This is a genomic window from Cytobacillus horneckiae, assembly GCF_002835735.1.
Taxonomy (GTDB): Bacteria; Bacillota; Bacilli; order Bacillales; family Cytobacillaceae; genus Cytobacillus; species Cytobacillus horneckiae.
In genome coordinates this window covers 1-20,738 of sequence record NZ_PISD01000002.1, presented here as the reverse complement: position 1 = coordinate 20,738, position 20,738 = coordinate 1, and the positions used below count along the sequence as shown (strand labels likewise).

The 20,738-nt window shown below is 38.5% G+C and carries 25 protein-coding genes and 1 pseudogene; 20 read left to right on the top strand and 6 right to left on the bottom strand.

Annotated features, from left to right (window positions below; translation table 11 throughout):
• The first annotated feature begins 107 nt into the window (after positions 1 to 107).
• A complete protein-coding gene (lipA, locus tag CWS20_RS00550; protein WP_066190497.1) occupies positions 108 to 1,028 on the top strand; it encodes a lipoyl synthase in 921 nt (306 codons plus the stop codon).
• A gap of 361 nt (positions 1,029 to 1,389) precedes the next feature.
• On the opposite strand, the gene CWS20_RS00545 is transcribed toward lipA, so the two are convergent.
• Positions 1,390 to 2,001 (bottom strand): YhcN/YlaJ family sporulation lipoprotein, encoded by a 612-nt coding sequence (locus CWS20_RS00545; protein WP_241504116.1) that lies wholly within the window; start codon positions 1,999 to 2,001, stop codon positions 1,390 to 1,392.
• Between the two features lie 158 nt (positions 2,002 to 2,159).
• On the opposite strand from CWS20_RS00545, the gene CWS20_RS00540 reads away from it, so the two are divergent.
• Entirely contained in the window at positions 2,160 to 2,435 is a 276-nt protein-coding gene (locus tag CWS20_RS00540; RefSeq protein WP_066190502.1) for a YutD family protein, read from the top strand.
• A gap of 151 nt (positions 2,436 to 2,586) precedes the next feature.
• Here CWS20_RS00540 and CWS20_RS00535 read toward each other — a convergent pair whose 3' ends face one another.
• Positions 2,587 to 2,856, bottom strand: coding sequence for a cytosolic protein (locus CWS20_RS00535; RefSeq protein WP_066190505.1), 270 nt, complete (start codon positions 2,854 to 2,856; stop codon positions 2,587 to 2,589).
• 88 nt (positions 2,857 to 2,944) lie between these two features.
• A complete protein-coding gene (locus tag CWS20_RS00530) occupies positions 2,945 to 3,211 on the bottom strand; it encodes a DUF3055 domain-containing protein (protein WP_066192036.1) in 267 nt (88 codons plus the stop codon).
• A 206-nt stretch (positions 3,212 to 3,417) separates the two neighbouring features.
• Here CWS20_RS00530 and CWS20_RS00525 point away from each other — a divergent pair, with 206 nt between their 5' ends.
• Positions 3,418 to 3,855 (top strand): DUF86 domain-containing protein, encoded by a 438-nt coding sequence (locus tag CWS20_RS00525; protein WP_066190508.1) that lies wholly within the window; start codon positions 3,418 to 3,420, stop codon positions 3,853 to 3,855.
• 16 nt (positions 3,856 to 3,871) lie between these two features.
• Positions 3,872 to 4,639, top strand: a complete 768-nt coding sequence (locus CWS20_RS00520; RefSeq protein ID WP_066190511.1) for a TIGR01457 family HAD-type hydrolase — start codon at positions 3,872 to 3,874, stop codon at positions 4,637 to 4,639.
• A 170-nt stretch (positions 4,640 to 4,809) separates the two neighbouring features.
• Here the strand turns inward: CWS20_RS00520 and CWS20_RS00515 are convergent, their stop codons facing one another.
• Positions 4,810 to 5,310 carry a phosphatidylglycerophosphatase A family protein gene (locus CWS20_RS00515; protein WP_066190513.1) on the bottom strand — a complete coding sequence of 167 codons (501 nt, stop codon included), beginning with the start codon at positions 5,308 to 5,310 and terminating at the stop codon, positions 4,810 to 4,812.
• A gap of 176 nt (positions 5,311 to 5,486) precedes the next feature.
• Between CWS20_RS00515 and yutH the strand changes: the two genes are divergently transcribed.
• From yutH to CWS20_RS00480, 7 genes are all read left to right on the top strand, one after another.
• Positions 5,487 to 6,506 carry a spore coat putative kinase YutH gene (gene yutH, locus CWS20_RS00510; RefSeq protein ID WP_066190515.1) on the top strand — a complete coding sequence of 340 codons (1,020 nt, stop codon included), beginning with the start codon at positions 5,487 to 5,489 and terminating at the stop codon, positions 6,504 to 6,506.
• Positions 6,507 to 6,565: 59 nt separating this feature from the next.
• The gene (locus CWS20_RS00505) at positions 6,566 to 7,528 is read left to right on the top strand and encodes a 2-hydroxyacid dehydrogenase (protein WP_101226180.1); all 963 of its coding nucleotides are present in this window, start codon (positions 6,566 to 6,568) and stop codon (positions 7,526 to 7,528) included.
• Between the two features lie 174 nt (positions 7,529 to 7,702).
• Positions 7,703 to 9,040 carry a homoserine dehydrogenase gene (locus CWS20_RS00500; RefSeq protein ID WP_411814295.1) on the top strand — a complete coding sequence of 446 codons (1,338 nt, stop codon included), beginning with the start codon at positions 7,703 to 7,705 and terminating at the stop codon, positions 9,038 to 9,040.
• On the top strand, positions 9,037 to 10,098 hold the full coding sequence (gene thrC, locus CWS20_RS00495; RefSeq protein ID WP_066190525.1) for a threonine synthase: 1,062 nt from the start codon (positions 9,037 to 9,039) through the stop codon (positions 10,096 to 10,098). The genes CWS20_RS00500 and thrC overlap by 4 nt, the downstream gene beginning before the upstream one ends.
• On the top strand, positions 10,095 to 11,012 hold the full coding sequence (thrB, locus tag CWS20_RS00490) for a homoserine kinase (protein WP_066190526.1): 918 nt from the start codon (positions 10,095 to 10,097) through the stop codon (positions 11,010 to 11,012). Before thrC ends, thrB begins: the two co-directional genes overlap by 4 nt.
• A gap of 274 nt (positions 11,013 to 11,286) precedes the next feature.
• Positions 11,287 to 11,859, top strand: coding sequence for a TetR/AcrR family transcriptional regulator (locus CWS20_RS00485; RefSeq protein ID WP_241504115.1), 573 nt, complete (start codon positions 11,287 to 11,289; stop codon positions 11,857 to 11,859).
• A gap of 31 nt (positions 11,860 to 11,890) precedes the next feature.
• Complete coding sequence (locus tag CWS20_RS00480) at positions 11,891 to 12,745, top strand: SDR family oxidoreductase (protein WP_066190536.1); 855 nt, start codon at positions 11,891 to 11,893, stop codon at positions 12,743 to 12,745.
• A 144-nt stretch (positions 12,746 to 12,889) separates the two neighbouring features.
• On the opposite strand, the gene CWS20_RS00475 is transcribed toward CWS20_RS00480, so the two are convergent.
• On the bottom strand, positions 12,890 to 13,129 hold the full coding sequence (locus CWS20_RS00475) for a NifU family protein (RefSeq protein WP_066190539.1): 240 nt from the start codon (positions 13,127 to 13,129) through the stop codon (positions 12,890 to 12,892).
• A 309-nt stretch (positions 13,130 to 13,438) separates the two neighbouring features.
• Between CWS20_RS00475 and CWS20_RS00470 the strand changes: the two genes are divergently transcribed.
• Entirely contained in the window at positions 13,439 to 13,762 is a 324-nt protein-coding gene (locus CWS20_RS00470) for a YuzD family protein (protein WP_066190542.1), read from the top strand.
• Between the two features lie 84 nt (positions 13,763 to 13,846).
• Here CWS20_RS00470 and CWS20_RS00465 read toward each other — a convergent pair whose 3' ends face one another.
• Positions 13,847 to 14,914, bottom strand: a complete 1,068-nt coding sequence (locus CWS20_RS00465) for an NAD(P)/FAD-dependent oxidoreductase (RefSeq protein ID WP_066190548.1) — start codon at positions 14,912 to 14,914, stop codon at positions 13,847 to 13,849.
• Between the two features lie 302 nt (positions 14,915 to 15,216).
• Here CWS20_RS00465 and CWS20_RS00460 point away from each other — a divergent pair, with 302 nt between their 5' ends.
• The 8 genes and pseudogenes from CWS20_RS00460 (at position 15,217) to CWS20_RS00435 (ending at position 20,450) form a co-directional block, all read left to right on the top strand.
• The gene (locus CWS20_RS00460; RefSeq protein ID WP_066190549.1) at positions 15,217 to 15,456 is read left to right on the top strand and encodes a YuzB family protein; all 240 of its coding nucleotides are present in this window, start codon (positions 15,217 to 15,219) and stop codon (positions 15,454 to 15,456) included.
• Positions 15,457 to 15,571: 115 nt separating this feature from the next.
• Positions 15,572 to 15,934, top strand: coding sequence for a HesB/IscA family protein (locus tag CWS20_RS00455; protein ID WP_066190553.1), 363 nt, complete (start codon positions 15,572 to 15,574; stop codon positions 15,932 to 15,934).
• A gap of 215 nt (positions 15,935 to 16,149) precedes the next feature.
• Positions 16,150 to 17,175: a tyrosine-type recombinase/integrase gene (locus CWS20_RS00450; protein ID WP_066190555.1), complete on the top strand. Its 1,026-nt coding sequence runs from the start codon at positions 16,150 to 16,152 to the stop codon at positions 17,173 to 17,175.
• 143 nt (positions 17,176 to 17,318) lie between these two features.
• Positions 17,319 to 17,558: pseudogene (locus tag CWS20_RS28520) on the top strand (helix-turn-helix domain-containing protein); the annotation flags it as partial.
• Positions 17,559 to 17,594: 36 nt separating this feature from the next.
• A complete protein-coding gene (locus CWS20_RS28515) occupies positions 17,595 to 18,035 on the top strand; it encodes a hypothetical protein (RefSeq protein WP_241504119.1) in 441 nt (146 codons plus the stop codon).
• 493 nt (positions 18,036 to 18,528) lie between these two features.
• Positions 18,529 to 19,086: a site-specific integrase gene (locus tag CWS20_RS00440; RefSeq protein WP_066190562.1), complete on the top strand. Its 558-nt coding sequence runs from the start codon at positions 18,529 to 18,531 to the stop codon at positions 19,084 to 19,086.
• Positions 19,087 to 19,158: 72 nt separating this feature from the next.
• A complete protein-coding gene (locus CWS20_RS27830) occupies positions 19,159 to 19,314 on the top strand; it encodes an LIM domain-containing protein (protein ID WP_158236984.1) in 156 nt (51 codons plus the stop codon).
• A gap of 239 nt (positions 19,315 to 19,553) precedes the next feature.
• Positions 19,554 to 20,450: a hypothetical protein gene (locus tag CWS20_RS00435; RefSeq protein ID WP_066190563.1), complete on the top strand. Its 897-nt coding sequence runs from the start codon at positions 19,554 to 19,556 to the stop codon at positions 20,448 to 20,450.
• Positions 20,451 to 20,738 lie beyond the last annotated feature (288 nt).

Genomic DNA, 20,738 nt, shown 5'->3' with positions numbered 1-20,738 from the left:
TTGTTCAACTCTTCCACTTATGTTAAAGTTGCTTCAGTGAGGCTTGTTCTAGATTATAATAATTATTAAAAAGAGCTTCTTTTGATTTTCAGAATGGAGTGAATCTGATGAGTGAAAAAAAAGATGAGTACTTGCGTAAACCGGAATGGTTGAAAATAAAGCTAAATACAAATGAAAACTACACAGGCTTGAAAAAAATGATGCGTGAAAAAAGCCTTCACACAGTATGTGAAGAAGCAAAATGTCCCAATATTCATGAATGCTGGGCTGTAAGAAGAACCGCAACATTTATGATTCTTGGTTCAGTATGTACAAGAGCTTGCCGGTTCTGTGCTGTAAAAACGGGGCTTCCGACAGAGCTTGATTGGGAAGAACCGGAAAGAGTAGCTGATTCTGTTGCATTAATGAACCTGAAGCATGTTGTAATTACAGTCGTTGCCCGTGATGATTTAAAAGATGGCGGTTCAGCTGTCCTAGCTGAAACCATTCGAGCAATTAGAAGAAAAAGCCCATTCACAAGTGTAGAAGTACTTCCTTCTGATATGGGAGGCGTATACGAAAACTTAAAAACAGTCATGGATGCCAAACCAGACATTTTAAACCATAACATAGAAACTGTTGAACGCTTAACTCCAAGAGTAAGAGCACGTGCTACATACGCTCGTTCACTGGAATTTTTAAAACGAGCAAAAGAAATGCAGCCGGAGATTCCAACGAAATCAAGCTTGATGATTGGACTCGGTGAAACGAAAGAAGAAATCATTCAAACGATGGATGATCTTCGAGCGAATGATGTCGACATAATGACAATTGGACAGTACTTACAGCCATCCAAAAAACATATTAAAGTGGTTAAGTACTATCACCCTGATGAGTTCAATGAATTAAGGGAAATCGCCATGAGTAAAGGCTTCAGCCACTGTGAAGCCGGGCCGATGGTACGTTCATCCTACCATGCAGACGAGCAAGTTAATGCCGCTGCAAAACAAAGACAAAAAATGGGCGAAGTAAACCTTAAAGAAGCATAATTGAAAGAGAGGCTTTCTCAAAAGGTCTTTTTAAAGAATAACCACGAGATGTATTGAAGCATCGCGTGGTTTTTGTTTTATTAGACAAATATATCTCTTGGAGTGGCGATGATCTCTTTCTTTTGTGCGTACGTCACCTTTATTTGCTGTTTAAAGCGACGATTTCGTCTTTTTATTATGCATTTGTCACTTTATTTGCTGTTTAAAGTGATGATCTCTTCTTTCAATCATGAGTCCGTCACTTTATTTACCAGTTAAAGTGACGATTCCTTAAGCAAAACTTCATTTCCTAGTAAAAAGAGGCTGCCCCAATAGGTGTCATTTTCATGACCCTTTTGGGACTGCCCTTTTCGCCATTCACTTACATATTATTTTCATTTGAAGTTGGTTCTTCTGGCTTTCCAGAATTATTGTATCCTGACTTTTCCATTTCATTTATTAATTTTTCAATGCCGGAATGTGTACTTGTACTATCTGAATCCATTGTTGCATAACTCTCCACATAATCCCGCAAATGAGTGTCATCACTTGTATAAATATTGAACCAGCTCGGAACAACAGATTCGGCCATCTTTTGAACTTGTTCTGCAGTTGCTTGTGGATTTTCCGTATCAGTATCATATACAATCAGCACTTCTTGATCAGTGACTAATGTTGAGACATCATCCACATGAGGAACTTCCGTACAATATTTTCCAATGATATCGGCCACTTTTTCACGGTTTATTGAAGCATAGTGCTGATTTGAAAGATTCTCGCCTTGGACTGGGCTTTTCTGATGGCGGACATAGCCAAAGTCTTCACTATAGTTGGCTTTAGGCTGGTTATATATATCAGCGCGCTGGTCATTTACATTTATCGTGTTGCCGCTTTCAGGATATATGTCGTTTCTCGCTGTATCGTTGGCACCTTGGCATCCAGTTAAGGCTGCAATGCCGCAAAGTCCGATGAACATGACTGTTTTTTTCATCATTTACACCTCCTCATATATATATTTTCCTGCTATTTATTTTTTTTTCTTAGTAATTGATGGGGAATCAGTTATAATTTAAGTAAGTACATTGCCATTATTCCAATATTTATCATATAATCTTGATAAACCATGTTCGTGTTAGAAGAGGTGAAATGTAAATGATTTGTATTCAAAGCTCATGCTATGAAGTTGTTGAAGATCAACGCAGCGGGTTTAATGAAGAGGCATTCCGCGGACGATATAGCGAAATTTTAACTCGGTATGACTATATCGTGGGCGATTGGGGTTACGGTCAGCTCCGCCTCAGAGGTTTTTTTGATGATCAAAACCAAAAAGCAACTTACGATACGAAGATAAGTACTTTAACTGAATATTTATATGAATTTTGCAACTTCGGATGCCCTTATTTTGTCGTAAGAAAAGTTCATAAATAAATAAAGCTGGACAGTGATGTTCAGCTTTTATTTTTTTGGATACTGTTTTACTGGGAAAATCAACAAAACGGTAGCCAGCCATGAAAACTGACTACCTTAAGAGCAAAAACAGAAATGATCGAAATCTTATACTGAGAACATTTTAATCAGGTTACTCCTTAGCATAATCTTCTTCCTCAGAATGTGGAAGATGGGATCCCGGCATTTCTCTCGGAATATCTTTATGAAGCTCTTTATTTTCAAATACAAAGGCACTTGACTGGTGCTGTCCCTCTTGCCAAGGGGTACTTTTGTTTTCAACAGGTGTATCTTTCCGGATAGGTGAACCGTACGGACCTTCAGGCAAATCTTGAACAGCTAGGTCATTTCTTTGCGCCTCCACATTAGAGAAATCGGAATAACGCTTTTCTTTATCATCCATTAGCGGTCACTCCTTTTATCATTTAAAAAAGAGAGCCGATGATTAGGCTCTCTTTTTACTATTTGCAGTCAGTATCATATTTATCCTGTTAAATGACCTCATACAGGAATGAACGTAGCTCAGCGGCATCCTCTTCTTCCAGTTGGAAAACATGCTCTAAATATCCTTCTTCATCAAGGTCGTCAGTGCCAATGATTGCAAAGCGGCTCCCTTGAATATCTAGTACAAGCTGCTTGCCATAATAGCGATCTGAACGAATAAGTGCAAGGTCAAATCGCTGATTGTCCCCCATAAAGCTGACGAACCGTGTTTTCGTGTCTTCTAAATCATCGTATAAGAAAAATCTTTCACTCATCGTTTTTGCCCCTTTCAACGTAAACTGCTTCCTCTATCTTATCAAAATCAAATCGACAGCAAAATAATTTTTTGCCTAATAAGTAAGTGGTTAAATATGTTCTTGAACCGAAGTTAAGTTTTTCTAAACAAACTTTCACCCCGGGCATGAATGAGATACAATAGTAAAGGATACATAATGGATTGTAAATGGGAAAGGTGAGATAGATGTATTTTGTTGATCGTGAAAAGATTGAAGAAACATTAGTTTATTTAGAACAGCAGCTGACCCTTTTAGAACAACAGGAAACGTTTGAAACGCCGATTGAAAATATGGCGCTTGAGCGTATTGGACAAATGGTAATTGAATCCATTTTGGATGTAGGAAATGCGATGATAGATGGTTTTATTATGAGAGATCCTGGCAGTTATGAAGATATTATCGATATTCTTGATGATGAAAAAGTAATTAATCAAGAAATGAGTGTTAACTTTAAGAAAGTCATTGAATTCCGCAAACAGCTTGTACAAAGTTATACAGGAATTAATCATAGTGAACTGAATGACCTTTTTAAGGCTCAACTGCCATTGTTAAAAAAATTCCCAACGCATGTAAGAGATTACTTAACGAAAGAGCTTGGTCCTGTGTCAGCTTTTAGAAATTAAACTCAGGAGGTTTCACGTGACTCAATATAAAGGTTATTTAATTGATTTAGACGGAACAATGTATAAAGGAACGGAATTAATAGCTGAAGCAGTCGATTTTATTAATCAATTGATTGCTCGAGAAATCCCTTATCTTTTTGTCACAAATAATTCTTCCAGAACACCAAAGCAGGTAGCAGATAAATTACAGAAATTTGGAATTGCTGCAAGAGAAGAACAAGTGTTTACGACGAGTATGGCAACAGCTAATTATATATATGAGCAAAAAGAAAATGCGACTGTGTATGTGATTGGAGAAGAAGGTATCCAATCAGCTTTGAAAGAAAAGCATTTTTCCATTGTGGAGGAAAATGCTGATTATGTAGTCGTTGGCATTGACCGGGAAATTACTTATGAAAAACTAGCCAAGGCTTGTCTCGCGGTTCGAAATGGTGCAACATTTATTTCAACGAATGGGGATATTGCCCTCCCTACTGAAAGAGGGCTTTTGCCAGGGAATGGTTCGCTGACCTCTGTCATCACTGTCTCAACGCAAACAGCGCCAATATTCATTGGCAAACCTGAATCAATTATCATGGAGCAGGCATTGAAAGTTATAGGTACTGCGAAAGAAGAAACATTGATGGTTGGAGATAATTATGATACAGATATAATGGCGGGAATGAATGCAGGACTGGACACGCTTCTCGTTCATACGGGAGTGACAACGAAGGAATTGCTGGAAGGTTACGAGCAAAAGCCAACCTATATTGTCGATTCCCTTGATCAATGGAAATTTAAATAAAATAAAAAGGCAAATCGCAGGTTTATCTGTGGTTTGCCTTTTTTAGCTAGTAGGAAATTTAGAGATTATACTTGACGCGCGCAAAAGCCCTCTCGTCGCTACGCTACTCCCGCAGGAGCTAATCCAATTAAATGTTCTTATTATAATTTCTCAACACTATGATTTAAAGTTTACTTTGTATTATTTGCTCTATGGGCCAATCGGCTGGAAGCAGCGGCAGCGATTGCTCCAACAATATCGTCTAGAAAGGTGTGGCATCTATCTGAATTTTTATCATTTAATGCTTTTAAAATTCCCGGTTTAAGTTTATCTACATAACCAAAGTTAGTTAATCCGATGGATCCATATACATTCACGATAGATAAAGCGAGTACCTCGTCGACCCCGTATAGGCCTTCATCAACTTCTATTATTGTTTGTAGAGGCTCAAGCAATTTCTTTTCTTCTGCAAGAATGTCCAGTTGTATCCCCGTTAAAATTGCGTTTTGAACTTCCCGTTTTGATAAAACGCGTTCGACGTTCTCTATGCATACTTCGATTTTTAAATCTTGATGATATTTTTCTTGGAGAAAATATACTAAATCAGCAATATCGCGAATTTCAACGCCTCTTTCTTGTAGCCATCTACGTGCGGTTTGTTCTGTTAAATTAACTGCTTTTTCTTCGCTCATGTACTCACCTTTTCTCTATAAGATTCAGCCATTTTTTCTGCTCTTTACACTATATGATGTTAAGTATAGCTTGCGAACTTTCATTCCATCATATCCTCATAAAAGAAAATCAACAAGTTTAAAACTTTCTTTTCATATATATTTTTATAAGAGGTTTGATGAGGGAGGGGTAAGTGATGTTAATAAGATTATTGAAGGAGAAATACGGGATACAAGCTGATGAAGAATTTAGGATTGAAAAATATAATGCTTGTAAATCACAAAATGAAGTATACATTTTAGTTCCTGCCAGTCATATGGGCGAAGAAGAACTTGTAGAGTTGGACCAAATTGCAGAGCATTTGAAATTGAGCGGTGATCGGAATATTGCTGGCTTTAAAAAGACGACAGAAGGAACGCCTTACAGTGAATGGGAAGATGCACGCTATGCCGTGCTGGGCAATGACCGTCTGCAGCCGCGGAAAAACGGGCTATTTGGCAGGAAACTTGCTAAATTTCATTTTCGCGGCAGAGGCGTCTCGTTTTCAGTGGAAAAAACGAGTCGGATTGGACAATGGAAACAGCTTTGGGAAACGCGTCTTGATCAAATGGAAAGAGTATGGAATGATATGCTGTTTCAATTTGATGGCGAAAATGATTTTGATCGTTTGTTTTTAGAATCCTTTCCATACTATATGGGGTTAGCTGAAAATGCAATACAATATATAGTTGATACTGAATTTGATGAGGAACCGTTAATGAATGATAGCGGCACGGTTTGTCATGAGCGGTTTTTAATGAACAGCTGGGGGGAGCAATACTATATTAAAAACCCGTTTGATTGGGTTTTTGACCATGCGACAAGAGATTTAGCAGAATGGACAAGAGAAAAATATTTTAGCAATATAAAAACATATGAACCGGATTTAAGACAATTCATTAAGGAATATGAATCCATTACACCATTATCTCCTTTTTCATGGCGGCTTTATTACGCGAGAATTTTATTTCCGCTGCATTATTTTGAATGTGTAGAAAACTATTATGGAACATCCTCAGAGCAGCATCGAAATTTTTTGAAGGAAAAATTAGAAAAATATCTTCAGCAGTCAGGGGATTACGAAAAGTTTCTTAGCCAGTTTTTCGACCTAGCCGATAGACCTCTTCCTATACAGCAATGGAGTATTCCGATGCCGGAGTGGCTAACAAGTAAATAACTTTCTATCATTGGAAATATTCCCTATAATTAAAAGAAAAATGGGGAAGTGACATTACGATGACGCAAAGAATTTTCATTTCAAGAAAGCTGCCTGATGAAGTAATTGCTCCACTTAAAGAGAACTACGATGTAAAGATGTGGGATAAAGAGGATAGGCCCATTCCTTATGAAGAGCTTGTCAAAGAAGTAAAGGATGCAGATGCGCTATTAACTACGCTTTCTGAAAACGTGAATAAAGAGCTTCTAACAGCAGGAAATAAATTAAAAATTGTTGCGAATATGGCAGTTGGATATGATAATGTGGATATTTCCTCCGCAAAGGATTTAGGAATTACAATTACTAATACACCTGATGTATTGACCGAATCTACCGCTGACCTGGCATTTGCATTATTACTTGCAACGGCGAGAAGAATGATTGAGGCTTCCGAATATGTAAAGAATGGTGATTGGAAAAGCTGGAGTCCACTTTTGCTAGCTGGCCATGATGTCCATCGGAAAACGATCGGAATTGTTGGGATGGGAAGTATAGGAAAAGTTGTTGCCAAAAGAGCAACCGGGTTTGATATGAATATTCTCTACTATAATCGTTCAAGAAAACAGGATGCAGAAGATGAACTTGGAGCAAAGTATGTAGATTTTGATGAGCTGCTGGCACAGTCCGACTTTATTGTTTGCCTTACGCCATTGACTGAAGAAACAAAAGACATGTTCACAAGGGAAGCGTTTAAGAAAATGAAGCAAACAGCTGTCTTTGTTAATGCTTCTCGGGGTCCGGTTGTCAATGAGAAGGATTTATATGATGCTTTGGTGAGCGGCGAAATTGCTGGTGCTGGCTTAGACGTATTTGTAAATGAACCAATTGATGCTGATCACCCGCTGCTGAAGCTAAAGCAGGTTGTAGCTATGCCGCATATTGGCAGCGCAACAGGTGAAACACGAAATAAAATGATGAAATTATGTGTAGAAAATATAGAGGCTGTGCTTTCAAACAAGAAAGCGATAACACCAGTATTTTAATAAAGAGGGCTTGTTGATGTTTCTAAATCAACGAGCCTTTTTTGTCTTCTACAATTCATTCCTTATTTTATCTTTGTGTTTTAAAGATTGTTTTCTTTTAAAAATTAAAAAATCTCTTCTTACCTATTGTAAAACGATTAAATGAGGACTATAATGTCTACTATACAAAAACAAATGTACTTTTCAAGAGAACAGTTTAAGGGGGAACAGATAGTGGAAGCAATCTCGATCGGTTTATTAGGTTTAGGCACAGTAGGTTCTGGAGTAGTGAAGATTATTGAAAATCACCAGGATAAGCTTATGCATCAAGTAGGCTGCCCTGTTCATGTTAGTAAAGTTCTTGTTAAAAATATAGATAAAGAACGTGCGGTTGAGGTGGATTCCAATATTTTAACGACGAACCCTGATGATATTATAAAAAATCCAGAAATTAATATAGTGATAGAGGTAATGGGTGGACTTGAAGAGACAAGAGGCTATTTGCAGACAGCGATTGAAAATCATAAGCATATTGTTACAGCAAATAAGGATTTAATGGCTGTTTATGGACCGGAGCTATTGCTTGCAGCCTCTGCAAATGGCTGTGACTTATTCTATGAAGCAAGCGTTGCTGGAGGCATTCCGATTCTTAGAGGTCTAGTAGACGGTCTTGCGTCTGATCGCATTACAAAAATGATGGGAATTGTGAATGGCACAACGAACTTTATCTTATCAAAAATGAGCAAGGAAGGCAGTGCATACGAGAATGTGCTAAAAGAAGCACAGGAGCTTGGATATGCGGAAAGTGATCCGACAGCCGATGTCGAAGGCTTGGATGCAGCTAGAAAAATGGCCATACTGTCTACTTTAGGCTTCTCGATGAACATTGATTTAGATGATGTAAAAGTAAAAGGAATAACTGAAATTACAGAAGAGGACTTACAATATGCAGAACAGCTTGGATATACAATGAAGCTCATCGGTATTGCTCATAGAGATGGCGAAAAAGTTGAAGTTAGTGTCCAGCCGACATTATTAGCGGAAGCTCATCCCCTTGCAGGTGTCCAAGATGAATACAATGCCGTTTATGTATATGGAGAAGCAGTGGGAGAAACAATGTTTTACGGGCCGGGGGCAGGCAGTCTTCCAACAGCTACAGCTGTAGTGTCCGACCTTGTTGGTGTAATGAAAAATATGCGTCTCGGGGTAAACGGTAAGAGCGCAGCGACCCCACAATACGAAAAAATGCTCAAAGATGATAATGAAATTTTTTCTAAATATTTTTTGCGTTTGCATGTTAGCGATGAAGTAGGCGTATTTTCCAATATTACTAACATATTCTCAGATCATCATGTCAGCTTTGAAAAAATCCTTCAAGTTCCGGTAAAGGAAAGGGAGCTAGCTGAAATTGTGTTAGTTACACATCAAGCCTCACTTGAAGACTATGAAAATATTTTAATTAGCTTAAGAGATTTACAAGCAGTAAAAGATGTTAAAAGCTCGTATCGTGTTGAAGGAGGAGCAAAGCGATGAGATGGGAAGGCTTAATAAAAACATATAGAGATTTCTTACCTATAAATGAAAATACGCCGATGGTTACATTAAATGAAGGAAATACACCTTTAATTCGCCTTGATAAGCTTTCAAGGGATTGGGGAATTGATCTTTATGTAAAAACAGAAGGTGCCAATCCGACAGGTTCTTTTAAGGATAGAGGGATGGTTATGGCTGTTGCAAAAGCGAAGGAGGAAGGCAGTGATGCGATTATCTGCGCTTCGACTGGAAATACATCCGCTGCAGCTGCAGCTTATGCAGCAAGAGCTGGATTAAGATGCGTAGTTGTTATTCCTGAAGGGAAAATTGCGATGGGAAAGCTCGCACAAGCTGTTATGTATGGTGCGGAGGTTGTTTCGATAGAAGGAAACTTTGACCAAGCGTTAGCGATGGTAAGGAAAATTAGTGAAACTGAACTGATTACACTTGTGAACTCAGTGAATCCATATCGTCTTGAAGGACAGAAAACGGCTGCATTTGAAGTGTGTGATCAGCTAGGCGGTGCACCGGATATTCTTGCTTTGCCGGTTGGGAATGCAGGCAATATTAGTGCATATTGGAAAGGCTTTAAAGAGTACCATGAAGCAAAAGGAACAGGGTTGCCAAAAATGCATGGTTTTGAAGCTGAGGGTGCAGCTGCGATTGTCCATAATCGCGTATTCGAAAATCCAGAAACTGTCGCGACCGCCATTCGTATCGGGAATCCGGCTAGCTGGGATTTGGCAGTGAATGCAGTAAATGAATCAAAAGGGAAGATTGATGAAGTAAGTGATGAAGAAATTCTATGCATGTATAGAAAGCTGGCATCAACAGAAGGTATTTTTGCTGAACCAGCATCATGTGCGTCGCTTGCAGGTGTATATAAGCAACTGCGAAACGGAGAGATTAAACATAAAACAAGAGTGGTGGCGGTTCTTACAGGAAATGGGCTAAAAGATCCTAATACTGCGATTGATTGCAGCCCGATTAAACCAGTTCAATTGCCAAATGACGAAAAAGCAGTTGCTCGTCATATTAAAGGAGTTGTCCATGCATGAGTGATGGCGAAATGCTCATCATTGAAGTTCCAGCAAGTACAGCTAATCTTGGGCCGGGATTTGATTCGGTTGGATTAGCTTTAAATTTATATTTACGTATGGAAGTAACAAAGCAAGATCATTGGGAAGTAATTCCTCTTGCAGAATCGCTGAAAGTTTTTCCAGCCAATGATACAAATTTCATTGTCCAAATCGCTCAGGAGACAGCGAGGAAATACAATGCACAAGTGCCTCCGTGTCAAATAATAATTGATAGCGATATTCCCATTGCCCGCGGCCTAGGGTCAAGTGCAGCAGCGATTATTGCGGGAATCGAGCTTGCTGATTCATTGTGTGAGCTTAACCTACCTAAGGAAGAGAAGCTTCGTCTCGGTTCCGAAGTCGAAGGCCATCCTGATAATGTCGGCGCCTCCTTAATGGGCGGCCTCATTATTGGCAGTCAAGCAGAAAACGAAGTGGATGCCATTTCTTTTTACGGGTTAAATGTCGATATTGTTGCATGTATCCCTCAAACAGAGCTATTGACAGAACACTCGAGAGGGGTGCTTCCAGAAGTACTGTCCTTTAAAAGTGCCGTTCAGGCTGGAGCAAAGGGGAATGTGCTAATTGCTTCTTTATTAACTGGAAATTATGAATTAGCAGGAAAAATGATGATGCAGGATTTGTTTCATCAGCCTTATCGCAGAAGTATTGTGCCAGAGCTTGAACAAGTAGAAAACCGTGCATTAACATATGGTGCATTTGGCGTGGCCTTGAGCGGCGCAGGCCCAACAGTACTTTGCCTGGCTAAGCCTGGTTCAGGCCAAGCAGTTGCAGAAGGACTTGCCGCTGAGTTACCTCATATAGCGTTTACTTGCCTGCAAATTGACCAGGCAGGAAGTCGAGTTACTAAAAAATTGAATGTAGCCAATTGAAGAGGCGATGATGTTTATACATCGCTTTTTTTTTAGTGCAATCTGTCATATCTGGAAAAAGGAATTAGCACAAAGGAGAATGCCGCTTCTATATAGGTCACTCTAAGCGTTCTTTTTTGTTTGTTTTTCATTTATCGTGTGCAAATATTACCTTTCAAGTTAACTTATTAAATTTTTATGTTGAAAAGAATGGTATTTATTAGAAAAAATTTACAGAATTAAAATTATCATTTAATATTATATTGACCCTTCGTTATAATTTTGAGGTGATTGAATGATGGGTAATAAAGAGAATTCTAAGGAAAAATTAGTGAAAACAGCTTCTCGCCTCTTTCAGCTACAAGGCTATCATGGGACTGGAGTAAAGCAAATTATCGAAGAAAGTCAGTCCCCTAAAGGCTCATTATACTATTACTTTCCAGATGGAAAAGAACAATTAGCTATTGAATCTGTTAATTTAACGGCACATTTTATCAAAAATAAAATCAAGGAAAGTCTTGAAAAAGAAGATGATCCTGTTAAATCCATTCAATCTTTAATTTTTGAAATGGCTGAATTTTTTCAAAAAAAATTAAGAATTGAAGGGGTTCCGATAGCTGCTGTTGCATTAGAAACATCCTTAATTAGTGAGCCTTTGAGAAAAGTGTGCCAAGCAGCATATAATGATTTTCAAGATCAATTCACACAAAAATTACTTCAAGCAAATTTCAAGGAAGAAAAGGCGCGAGAATTAGGAATTGTAATCAATCTGATGATTGAAGGAGCATTCTTAATTTCTTTTACAAGTGGGGATGCTGAGCCTTTATTATTAGTCGCTGACCAAATTCCAATGCTTTTGCAGCAATAATTTCATTATGATTATTAGTGAGGGATTATTTATGAAAGTATTAGTAACGGGTGCTTCTGGTAATGTAGGAAGATATGTAACAAATGAACTGTTAAAAATGGGTGAACAAGTAGTTGCTACTGGCACAGATTTAGTGAAACTTCAATCCTTATTTGGAGAGACTGTTGATAAAGCGTTATTAGATTTTACAGATTCTACTACTTATTTAAAGGCGCTTAATGGTGTAGACCGAGTATTTTTGATGCGTCCACCACATCTAGGTAAACCAGAGGATTTATTTCCATTTATTGATGCAATGAAACAATGTGGCATTCGATTAGTATCTTTCTTATCTCTAATGGGTGTTGAGAAAAATACAATTCCCCCACACCATAAAATAGAGAAGTATATAGAGTCGGCAGGTATTCCTTATGCACATATTCGTCCGGGCTTTTTTATGCAAAATATATCAGGTATTCATTCGGTTGAGATAAAAGAAAAGAATCAAGTTTTCGTACCAGCTGGGAATAGCAAGACGAGTTTTATTGATGCAGAAGATATTGGACTTTCTATAGCAACTTTATTACACAGTCCGGAAAAATATCAGAATACAGCACATACCATTACTGGATCGAAAGCACTTGATTATTTTCAAATAGCGGATATTCTTTCAAAGGTAACAGGAAGAAAAATCACATATATGAAGCCAAGCTATTTAAAATACAGAAATTATTATATAAAGAATCGAGGTCTCGATAAAGCTTATGTGAATGTAACAGTGGCTCTGTATTTTATGACTTGTATGGGGACAGCAAAAGCGGTAACAACGGATTTTACTAAGTTAACAGGAAAACAACCACGAAGTTTCGAGGAATTTGCAGTAAAGCATATAAATTGTTTTAAATAACTCATATTTGCGATAAATGTATATAAATCCTAATTTATTATTAAATAAATCTGCAATTATGCTTTTCTTATTTATAGTGTTTTAATAAGAAAAAAATTAAAGCGATGTCAATATGACATCGCTTTTGCAAATTGGAAAGTAAAATTAAAATACTTGTTCAACTTCCACTACACCTGGTACTTCTTCTAAAAGAGCACGTTCAATACCAGCTTTTAAAGTGATTGTTGAGCTAGGACAGCTGCCGCATGCACCTAGTAAACGTAATTTAACAATGCCATCCTCAACATCTACTAACTCACAGTCGCCACCATCACGAAGAAGGAAAGGACGTAATTTATCTAATACTTCTTGTACTTGACCAGTCATTGTTGCTTGTTCTGCCATTTGAAATCGACTCCTTTCTTAATACTTATTATAATCAAGTTGTGAGTAAAAATCTATTATCTAAACAGGATTTCCACTCATAAGGAAACATTTTCTTGCCTATGAAGAAAAGAAAATGCTGGGTTCCAGATTAAAAAGAACATAAGAAAAATAAGACATTCTCTGTCGCAGTGCGATGAACGTCAAGTTTTTCTAATGACTGTTTATTATATTATATTGTAGAATAGAATGAAGAGTGAAACAATTCGTTTTAACAGCACAATATTGGATTGCGAAGACTGCATGATTGTATATAGAGGAGGAAGTCAAATGGATAAAGAACTGGAAATCACTGTTTATGGTGCAGAAGTACTTTGCCCAAGCTGTGTAAATTTACCATCATCTAAGGAAACTTATGAATGGCTTGAAGCCGCCCTAACTAGAAAATTTATAAATCAAGCCTTTAAAGTTACTTATGTAGATATTTTTAATCCTCCTGAGGATTCCCTAAAAAAAGAATTCGCTCAAAGAGTGATCGATGAAGATATGTTCTACCCAGTCGTAAAGATTAAAGATGAAATAGTAGGAGAAGGGAATCCAAAATTAAAAACAATTTATGCAGAGATGGAAAAATACGGATTTAAGCAAATGTAAAAGCACTTCCTTTATGGAGTGCTTTTTTGTTTAATTAAAAAGTATGGAAAAGTTGAGTAAATAGAACTTTTCCATGCTTCGATATTATCCGTTATGATACTTATACATCCAAAGGATACCTGACTTGATGAGCCGCGCAACACGGCCGGTAATTGGACGTTCGGCAACGAGACCGAAACCGTGTTTTTTTCCTAACGATCCCATGATTCCTTTTAGCTTTATGACTGGAAGTGATTCAGGAAGGGATTCGCCTTTCCAGCGCTTAAGCAAAACTTGAACAATTTGCTCTGCCTGTCCCTCTGCTAATTGAGCACTAGGTGCATGAGGAAGACTTGCACAATCACCGACAACATATACATGCTCATTATTAGGTATATTATGGTACTTTGTAAGAATGATTCGTCCTTGTTTATCCTTTTCAGCGTTCATTTCACGAACAACCTTATTTGGCTGTATACCTGCAGTCCAAACAATGACATCACTTTTAATTTGATCTTCATGATTATACAGGATGCCTTCTTCTACACGCGTGATGTTCGAGTTATTTATAACCTCTACACTGCGTGAATTAAACCAATTTTCTACATATTTACTAAGTCTTTCTGGAAAAGCAGACAATATACGGTTGCCGCGATCGAATAATTTCACTTTCAAGTCAGGGCGACTTTCATTTAATTCCGAAGCTAATTCAATACCGCTTAAACCAGCTCCAACAATGGAAACAATGGCACCTGATGGCAGGTTATTAAGTGTTTGATAAGTCTTGCGTGACTTTTCAATTGATTGAATACTGTGTGTGTAAATATCTGCTCCAGGAACATTATGATATTTATCCTCGCAGCCAAGACCGATAATGAGGTCATCATAGGTTACAGGTTCTTGGCCTTGCAGGTGAATTTGCTTGTCATCAATATTAATTTCCGTAATATCTCCATATTGGATTTTCAATCTTGGATGCTCCGGGTAGGATACACGGATATGCTGATCAGAAATTGTACCTGCAGCAAGCGCGTAGTATTCAGTTTTTAAGCAATGATATGGTACACGGTCGATTAAAGTAATAGAAACATCTTCTGGAAGCTGATTCGGCAAAAGTCGGGCTAGCACCCTCATTCCTCCGTATCCACCGCCAAGTATCACGAGATTTTTCATAGAACAATTCCCCTTTGTTTGTCCGTTCTAAAGAGCAATAAAAACAGCGAAGTAATTTGGAGCAGGTCGTTTATTTAAGGTTCCAAATTATCTTAATAAAATAAATATATTTATACAAAACAGCTTAATCCAATAAAAAGTATAACGAAAATATTATTAAATCACAACAGGTAGAACACGGAAACTTGACAAACCGTCATAGAGAATAAATATTCTGATATTTTAGTAAATAAAGTATTTGAATGGGTTGCCAAAAAGTAGGTGTTCACTGTAGGATTAAGAAATATGGAGAGGTGAAATAGATGATAAAGCCAATTATTGAGTTTTGTGTAAGCAATATTGCGGATGGATCGCATGAGGCATTCGTAATGCTTGAAAAGGATTACGACTTAGATGTAATTGAATATGGCTGTCTAGGCTATTGCGGAAAATGCTCTTATCATTTGTTTGCGCTCGTTAACGGGGAAATTGTGAAGGCCGAAACTGCCAAAGAACTCGTTGCCAATATTTATAAATTTTTAGATGAGAATCCGCAAGGTTAATATGCACCAACCATTACGATGTTGGCGTATAATAAAGGTAAATAAGTTTCATTTATTGAGAACTTTTTTATAGCTGTATATACTATAGGTAATAAAACATTTGGAGGGATAAAAAATGAATGATGTTGTAATAATTACTGAAGCGGCTGCCCTTCACATTAAAGATATGATGAAACAAAACGAAGAAGAGGATGCATTATTGCGCGTGGCAGTCAAAGGCGGAGGATGCAGCGGATTATCATATGGAATGGGGTTTGCCCATCAAGTGGAGGAAAGCGACATTCAGCTTGAACTTCATGGCCTGCAAGTGCTTGTGAGTAAAGAAGATGCACCGATCCTTCAAGGTACAAAAATTGATTATAAAGAATCAATGATGGGTGGCGGATTCACCATCGACAATCCGAATGCGATCGCCAATTGCGGCTGCGGCTCTTCTTTTAGAACAGCAACAAAGGTTGGAACGCCTGAAGAGTGCTAAGCGGTATATCAACGTTTTGAGTCGTTTATTATGTCGGGATATTATCTCGGTAATCTAAACGATAACTGATGCGCAGGGTTGCCGATTGCCTTGGTAAATCCGCACATATGCGTTAGTCGACGATACAAAAACAGCCCTTAAATGGGCGAATTGGGATTAATAATAACGACCTTTCTTAGCGATGAAAAAATTCGTTAGGGGAGGTCGTTTTTGTTTTGGTTTTAAAGAAACGAAATCGCATTAATAAACTTTCGCATACGACGAAGAATTTTCCGCAATTAACTTTCGAACAGGCAATCGATATAGTCGTTTCTGGAAAACGTGCGGAAGGTGTTCGTGACAGGACAGTTCGCGATTATGTGAAAATGTGGGGATATTTTACCGATTGGCTATTCGCATCATACGAAGTGAACACGGTGGACGAATTGGACGTGGATGTATTTCGCAACTACATAAATTACATGAAATACGATAAGCGACGATATGACGGCCATAAATACATCGATTCTAATAGGCAGGGGATCGGATTGTCAGACACCACGATTAACATCAACCTCCGGACCTTACGCGCTATATTCAATCATTTACAACGCGAAGAATTAATCGAAGTTAATCCGATGGAAAGAATCAAGCTTATCCGGCAAGATATCGACTTGACGAATTGTTTGACGGACGAAGAAGTGAAGGAAATACTGCGCCAACCTAATATGCGCGACTATGTAGGCTATAGAGACGCCGTGGCGATAAATTTGCTATTAGATTCGGGATTACGCGCAAATGAATTGATCGGCCTAAGAGCTGGCGATATCGACTTTAAGACGCGATTCATTACGCTGTCAGGCGATAGAAATAAGAATCGTAAGCCGCGCCTAGTACCAATATCAACGCACGTCGTCAAAATGTTGCTACAGCTAATAAACGAGAACGCAGCGCACTTCAAGACTGATCGCGTATTCTTATCGTGCTATGGCGAGCCTTTAGGTCAGAATCAGTTTAATAAACGGCTGAAATATTACGCAGAGAAAGCCGGCATTAATGATAAAAAGGTAACTGCGCACGTCTACCGTCATACCTGGGCGAAAAATATGATACTGAACGGTTGTGATGCTTTTACATTACAGAAAATTGGCGGTTGGGCAGATATCCGTACAATGCGTCGCTATATACAGATGGATACAGAGGAAATGCGTCGTAGTCACGATGATTATTCGCCAATCAATCGCTTAAAAAGAAGAATTTAAACAAAAAAAAATAGCGCACGGTTGCTCCAACAACCGATACGCCCTGATACAAAATCTAAGTAATTTAAGTATATCGAAAAAATAGCGTTCATGCAACGTTTATTTGAGTATGCTGTTATGGGCTTGCGCAGAAGGGAAACCCGATGCACTATTTAACCGATTATCAGACCTTCCAATCGAAGCAGCAATTAAACGAAGCCGTTGCGGACCATTTGTCTGCGCATCATTATGAATTATCCGAAATAGTTCGCGAAGTATTAAACACAATCGCTCGATATGCCGTCAAGTTTGCTGGCGCTGCACATCTTAAAGCCGCAACCTTGGCGGAACTTATCGGCAAGAGCGAGAAGACTATTAGGCGTGCAATCAACCGCCTGCATGAGTTGCGAATCATTCGAAAGGTGGCTACGACTCGAAAATTGTCCGGAGGTCAGGGCGCTAATATAATTCAAATATTGCCGGCTTCGAGTATAGATGACCAGGCGGAAGTGTCCATGCGCCAAGATGCCGTCGAGCCAGTCGTAGCAAGCGATGGGCATATCGAAAACGAGAACGAACCATTTATTTCTTTTAAACAAAATACTGTTATAAATAATAATACGTATTGCATGTTCAAACAATCCGTTAGCTATTTCGTCAATGATTCGCAATTAACAAATAAGCTGTACGGCATTTTCCTTGCGCAAACGTCATACATAAAGCATTGCTATGAATCTAGCGAACTATTAGACTGCGGCATCGAAGCCGTCATGACTACGTTTAAAGCGACTAAGCGTAAGCCTATTCGCAATATGGCTGGATACTATCACGGCGTGCTTGACCGTGTGCTTGATCGCTTAATGACCGAAGTGTTCCGATAACTTCCGAGAATATAGGATATCGCTAGGGTTTATTGTGTATTTCACCAGCCTGAGCTGCCTGCCGGACGAGGGGGCTGAAAACATCAGGGTTGGTTAATCGTTTATGCATTATCTTATTCATTGCGAATGCTTCGTAAGCAACGTAGGAATGCGGGTTCAACAACTGCATAATTGACATGTATGTGCGTAGGTACAACGGACAATGAGTGAACGTTGATATGACGACATTTGTGCGATTGGATGTAAGTAACATAATGCGTTTGTGTTACTAAATATATGCGCTATATTGAATGTGGTATGCAACGCAATTGATGGGCGGGGGCACTCCGAGTCTGAGCGCCGTTCCCTGGTGGGTAAACCGTCCAAGCGTCAAAATTGAACCTCGGGGGTAAAAATACGCTAGAAAATTTTTGAAACTTCGGGGTTGATTTATGCAATATGACCGTTATATAATTTATGTAACAAAACGAGAATAATCGGAGGTATGTTACATATGAACGCGGTCGAACCAATTAGCAAGAAATCGGACATTGAACGGATGAAAAAGGCGCTAGGCAATCCACGCGACAAGCTGCTTTTTATCTTCGGCATTAATTCAGCGCTACGCATATCGGACATTTTGTCGCTTAAGGTAGGCGATGTCCGCGGCAAGGATTCGCTCGCAATTAAGGAAACAAAGACGCGCAAGTCAAAGCGATTTAAATTGAATCCAGCGATACAGAAGGCCGTGCGCGAACTAGTGCCGGCAGAAGCCGATGACAACGCACCGTTATTTCCTTCGCGTAGACGATCAAAGTCAGGCGAACATAAGGCGATAACACGCGTCCAGGCTTGGCGACTATTAAACGAGGCAGCCGATCGAGCTGGCGTTAACGTGGAGATAGGTACGCATACTCTGCGAAAAACTATGGCCTATCATGCATATAAGTCCGGTGTAGATATCGCATTGTTAATGAACGTGCTGAACCACTCGAGCCAACGTGAGACATTGCGTTATATTGGAGTAACGCAGGACCAAGTTAATGACGTGTTCGAATCGATTAATCTTTGAATCTACTAGGCATTATATTCGGATTGGGTGAATAGTATTAAACGGAATACAACCGAGAGGGGAATGTCACCTATGAGCGATTATAAGACGGGGAATTCTGGATCACTTTACGATTATAATGGGCGCGACTCGTATGAATGCTGTGATTGCCGCCAAACTTTGAGCGATAATGAAACTTATGAAGCATACGGCCGTATATATTGCGGCTCTTGTTACCAAAATCAATAAATAAAATAGCGCCCTGACCTATACGGTTGGGGCGGAATTTTTTTTGTACATACGATTGACTGACGTTGTGCTATATAATTAGGTCGGGGATGGCGGAGGTAGCTTTAAGCCTAAGCAATTGAATACTATAATTTATGGTACTTTATACCTATATTTAGTAAATGGTATTGAAGAATGAGTAAACAATGTTTAAGATTTATAGTATAAAGATACAGAAATGTTAAAAAAGGGGAAAAATTATGAAGAATATTATTCCAAAACTCTTGCTTTTAACTGCATTAGTCCTAGTATTTTCAACTGTTTCGGAACCACTTCTGTCATATGCAGATACTGATCGGACAGAAACCTTCGAAGACGGCTTCTTTTCGGATACGGGAACTTTAGAAAATTTAACGTTTGAGGATTTAGATAAGTTAAGCGATAATGAACTTGAAGACTTAGGAATATACATAGGTAGTGACGCAGAAGAGTTTAATGAAGAGATTTTAGATGATGATTTTGATTTTGAAGGCGCAGTTGAGAAATTAGATATTTCTAAAATGGGTGAGGATGAAAAAGACAAATTTATGGTGCTTGTTAAAGAAACGGTGGCTATTTCTGGAACTGAAGAAGTAGAATTATTAGAAGAAGCATTACTCGGGCTTTTTGATAGTGCTTCGGAAACGTTTAACAACTTAGAAGCTACTCAAACACAGTTAGAGGAAAAGTATATTGAAAAGTTAGTTACCGAGGACAACTCCATAGTCTCCAAGGTGCAAACTGTCCTTTTTGGTGCGGAAGCAGTTTATGCCGCAAAGAAGAAGAAGAAAAAAGGAAAAATTGCTGTAGGTGTTAACGTAGCAGGAGTGGCTTTTAATTTAGCTATCAGTGGTGTAGTAGGTGGCGGTGTTTCTGCCGTAAAAGCTTATATAAAGAAAAAAGGGCAAAAGAAAGCAGTAGAAGGATTGTCGAGGGTTGCAACTGCACAAGCTAAAAAACTAAAAATTAACTCTATTAGAGGCGTTGCGATTGCAACTGTTATGCATACGGCAATTCAATTTGCTTTATCCTATTCTGACGTTGGCGGAGGCGTCGCTAGATTTATAGACGGCCGGGACTGGTATAAAAATAATGGATGGATTGATGTTACAAAATGAAAATTTTAAAGTTAAGTTTTCTAATCATAATATATTTTGTTATTGCTGTAACAATTGCTTATTACGCTAAGGAGTTATTGATAGATGATAACAATACTCCCGTAATGATAATAGGGTATATTGTTCAGGGGTGTACGGCTGCTTTACTAATATACTTTAGTTCTCGTTTAGTACAAAAAAACAAAAGCTGATAAATGATGTACATCAAAAAAATATTATAATCATTTCAATTCTGTATCTTTAAAAGAGTAGATAAATTCTACTCTTTATTTAAAGATAAGAAAGTAT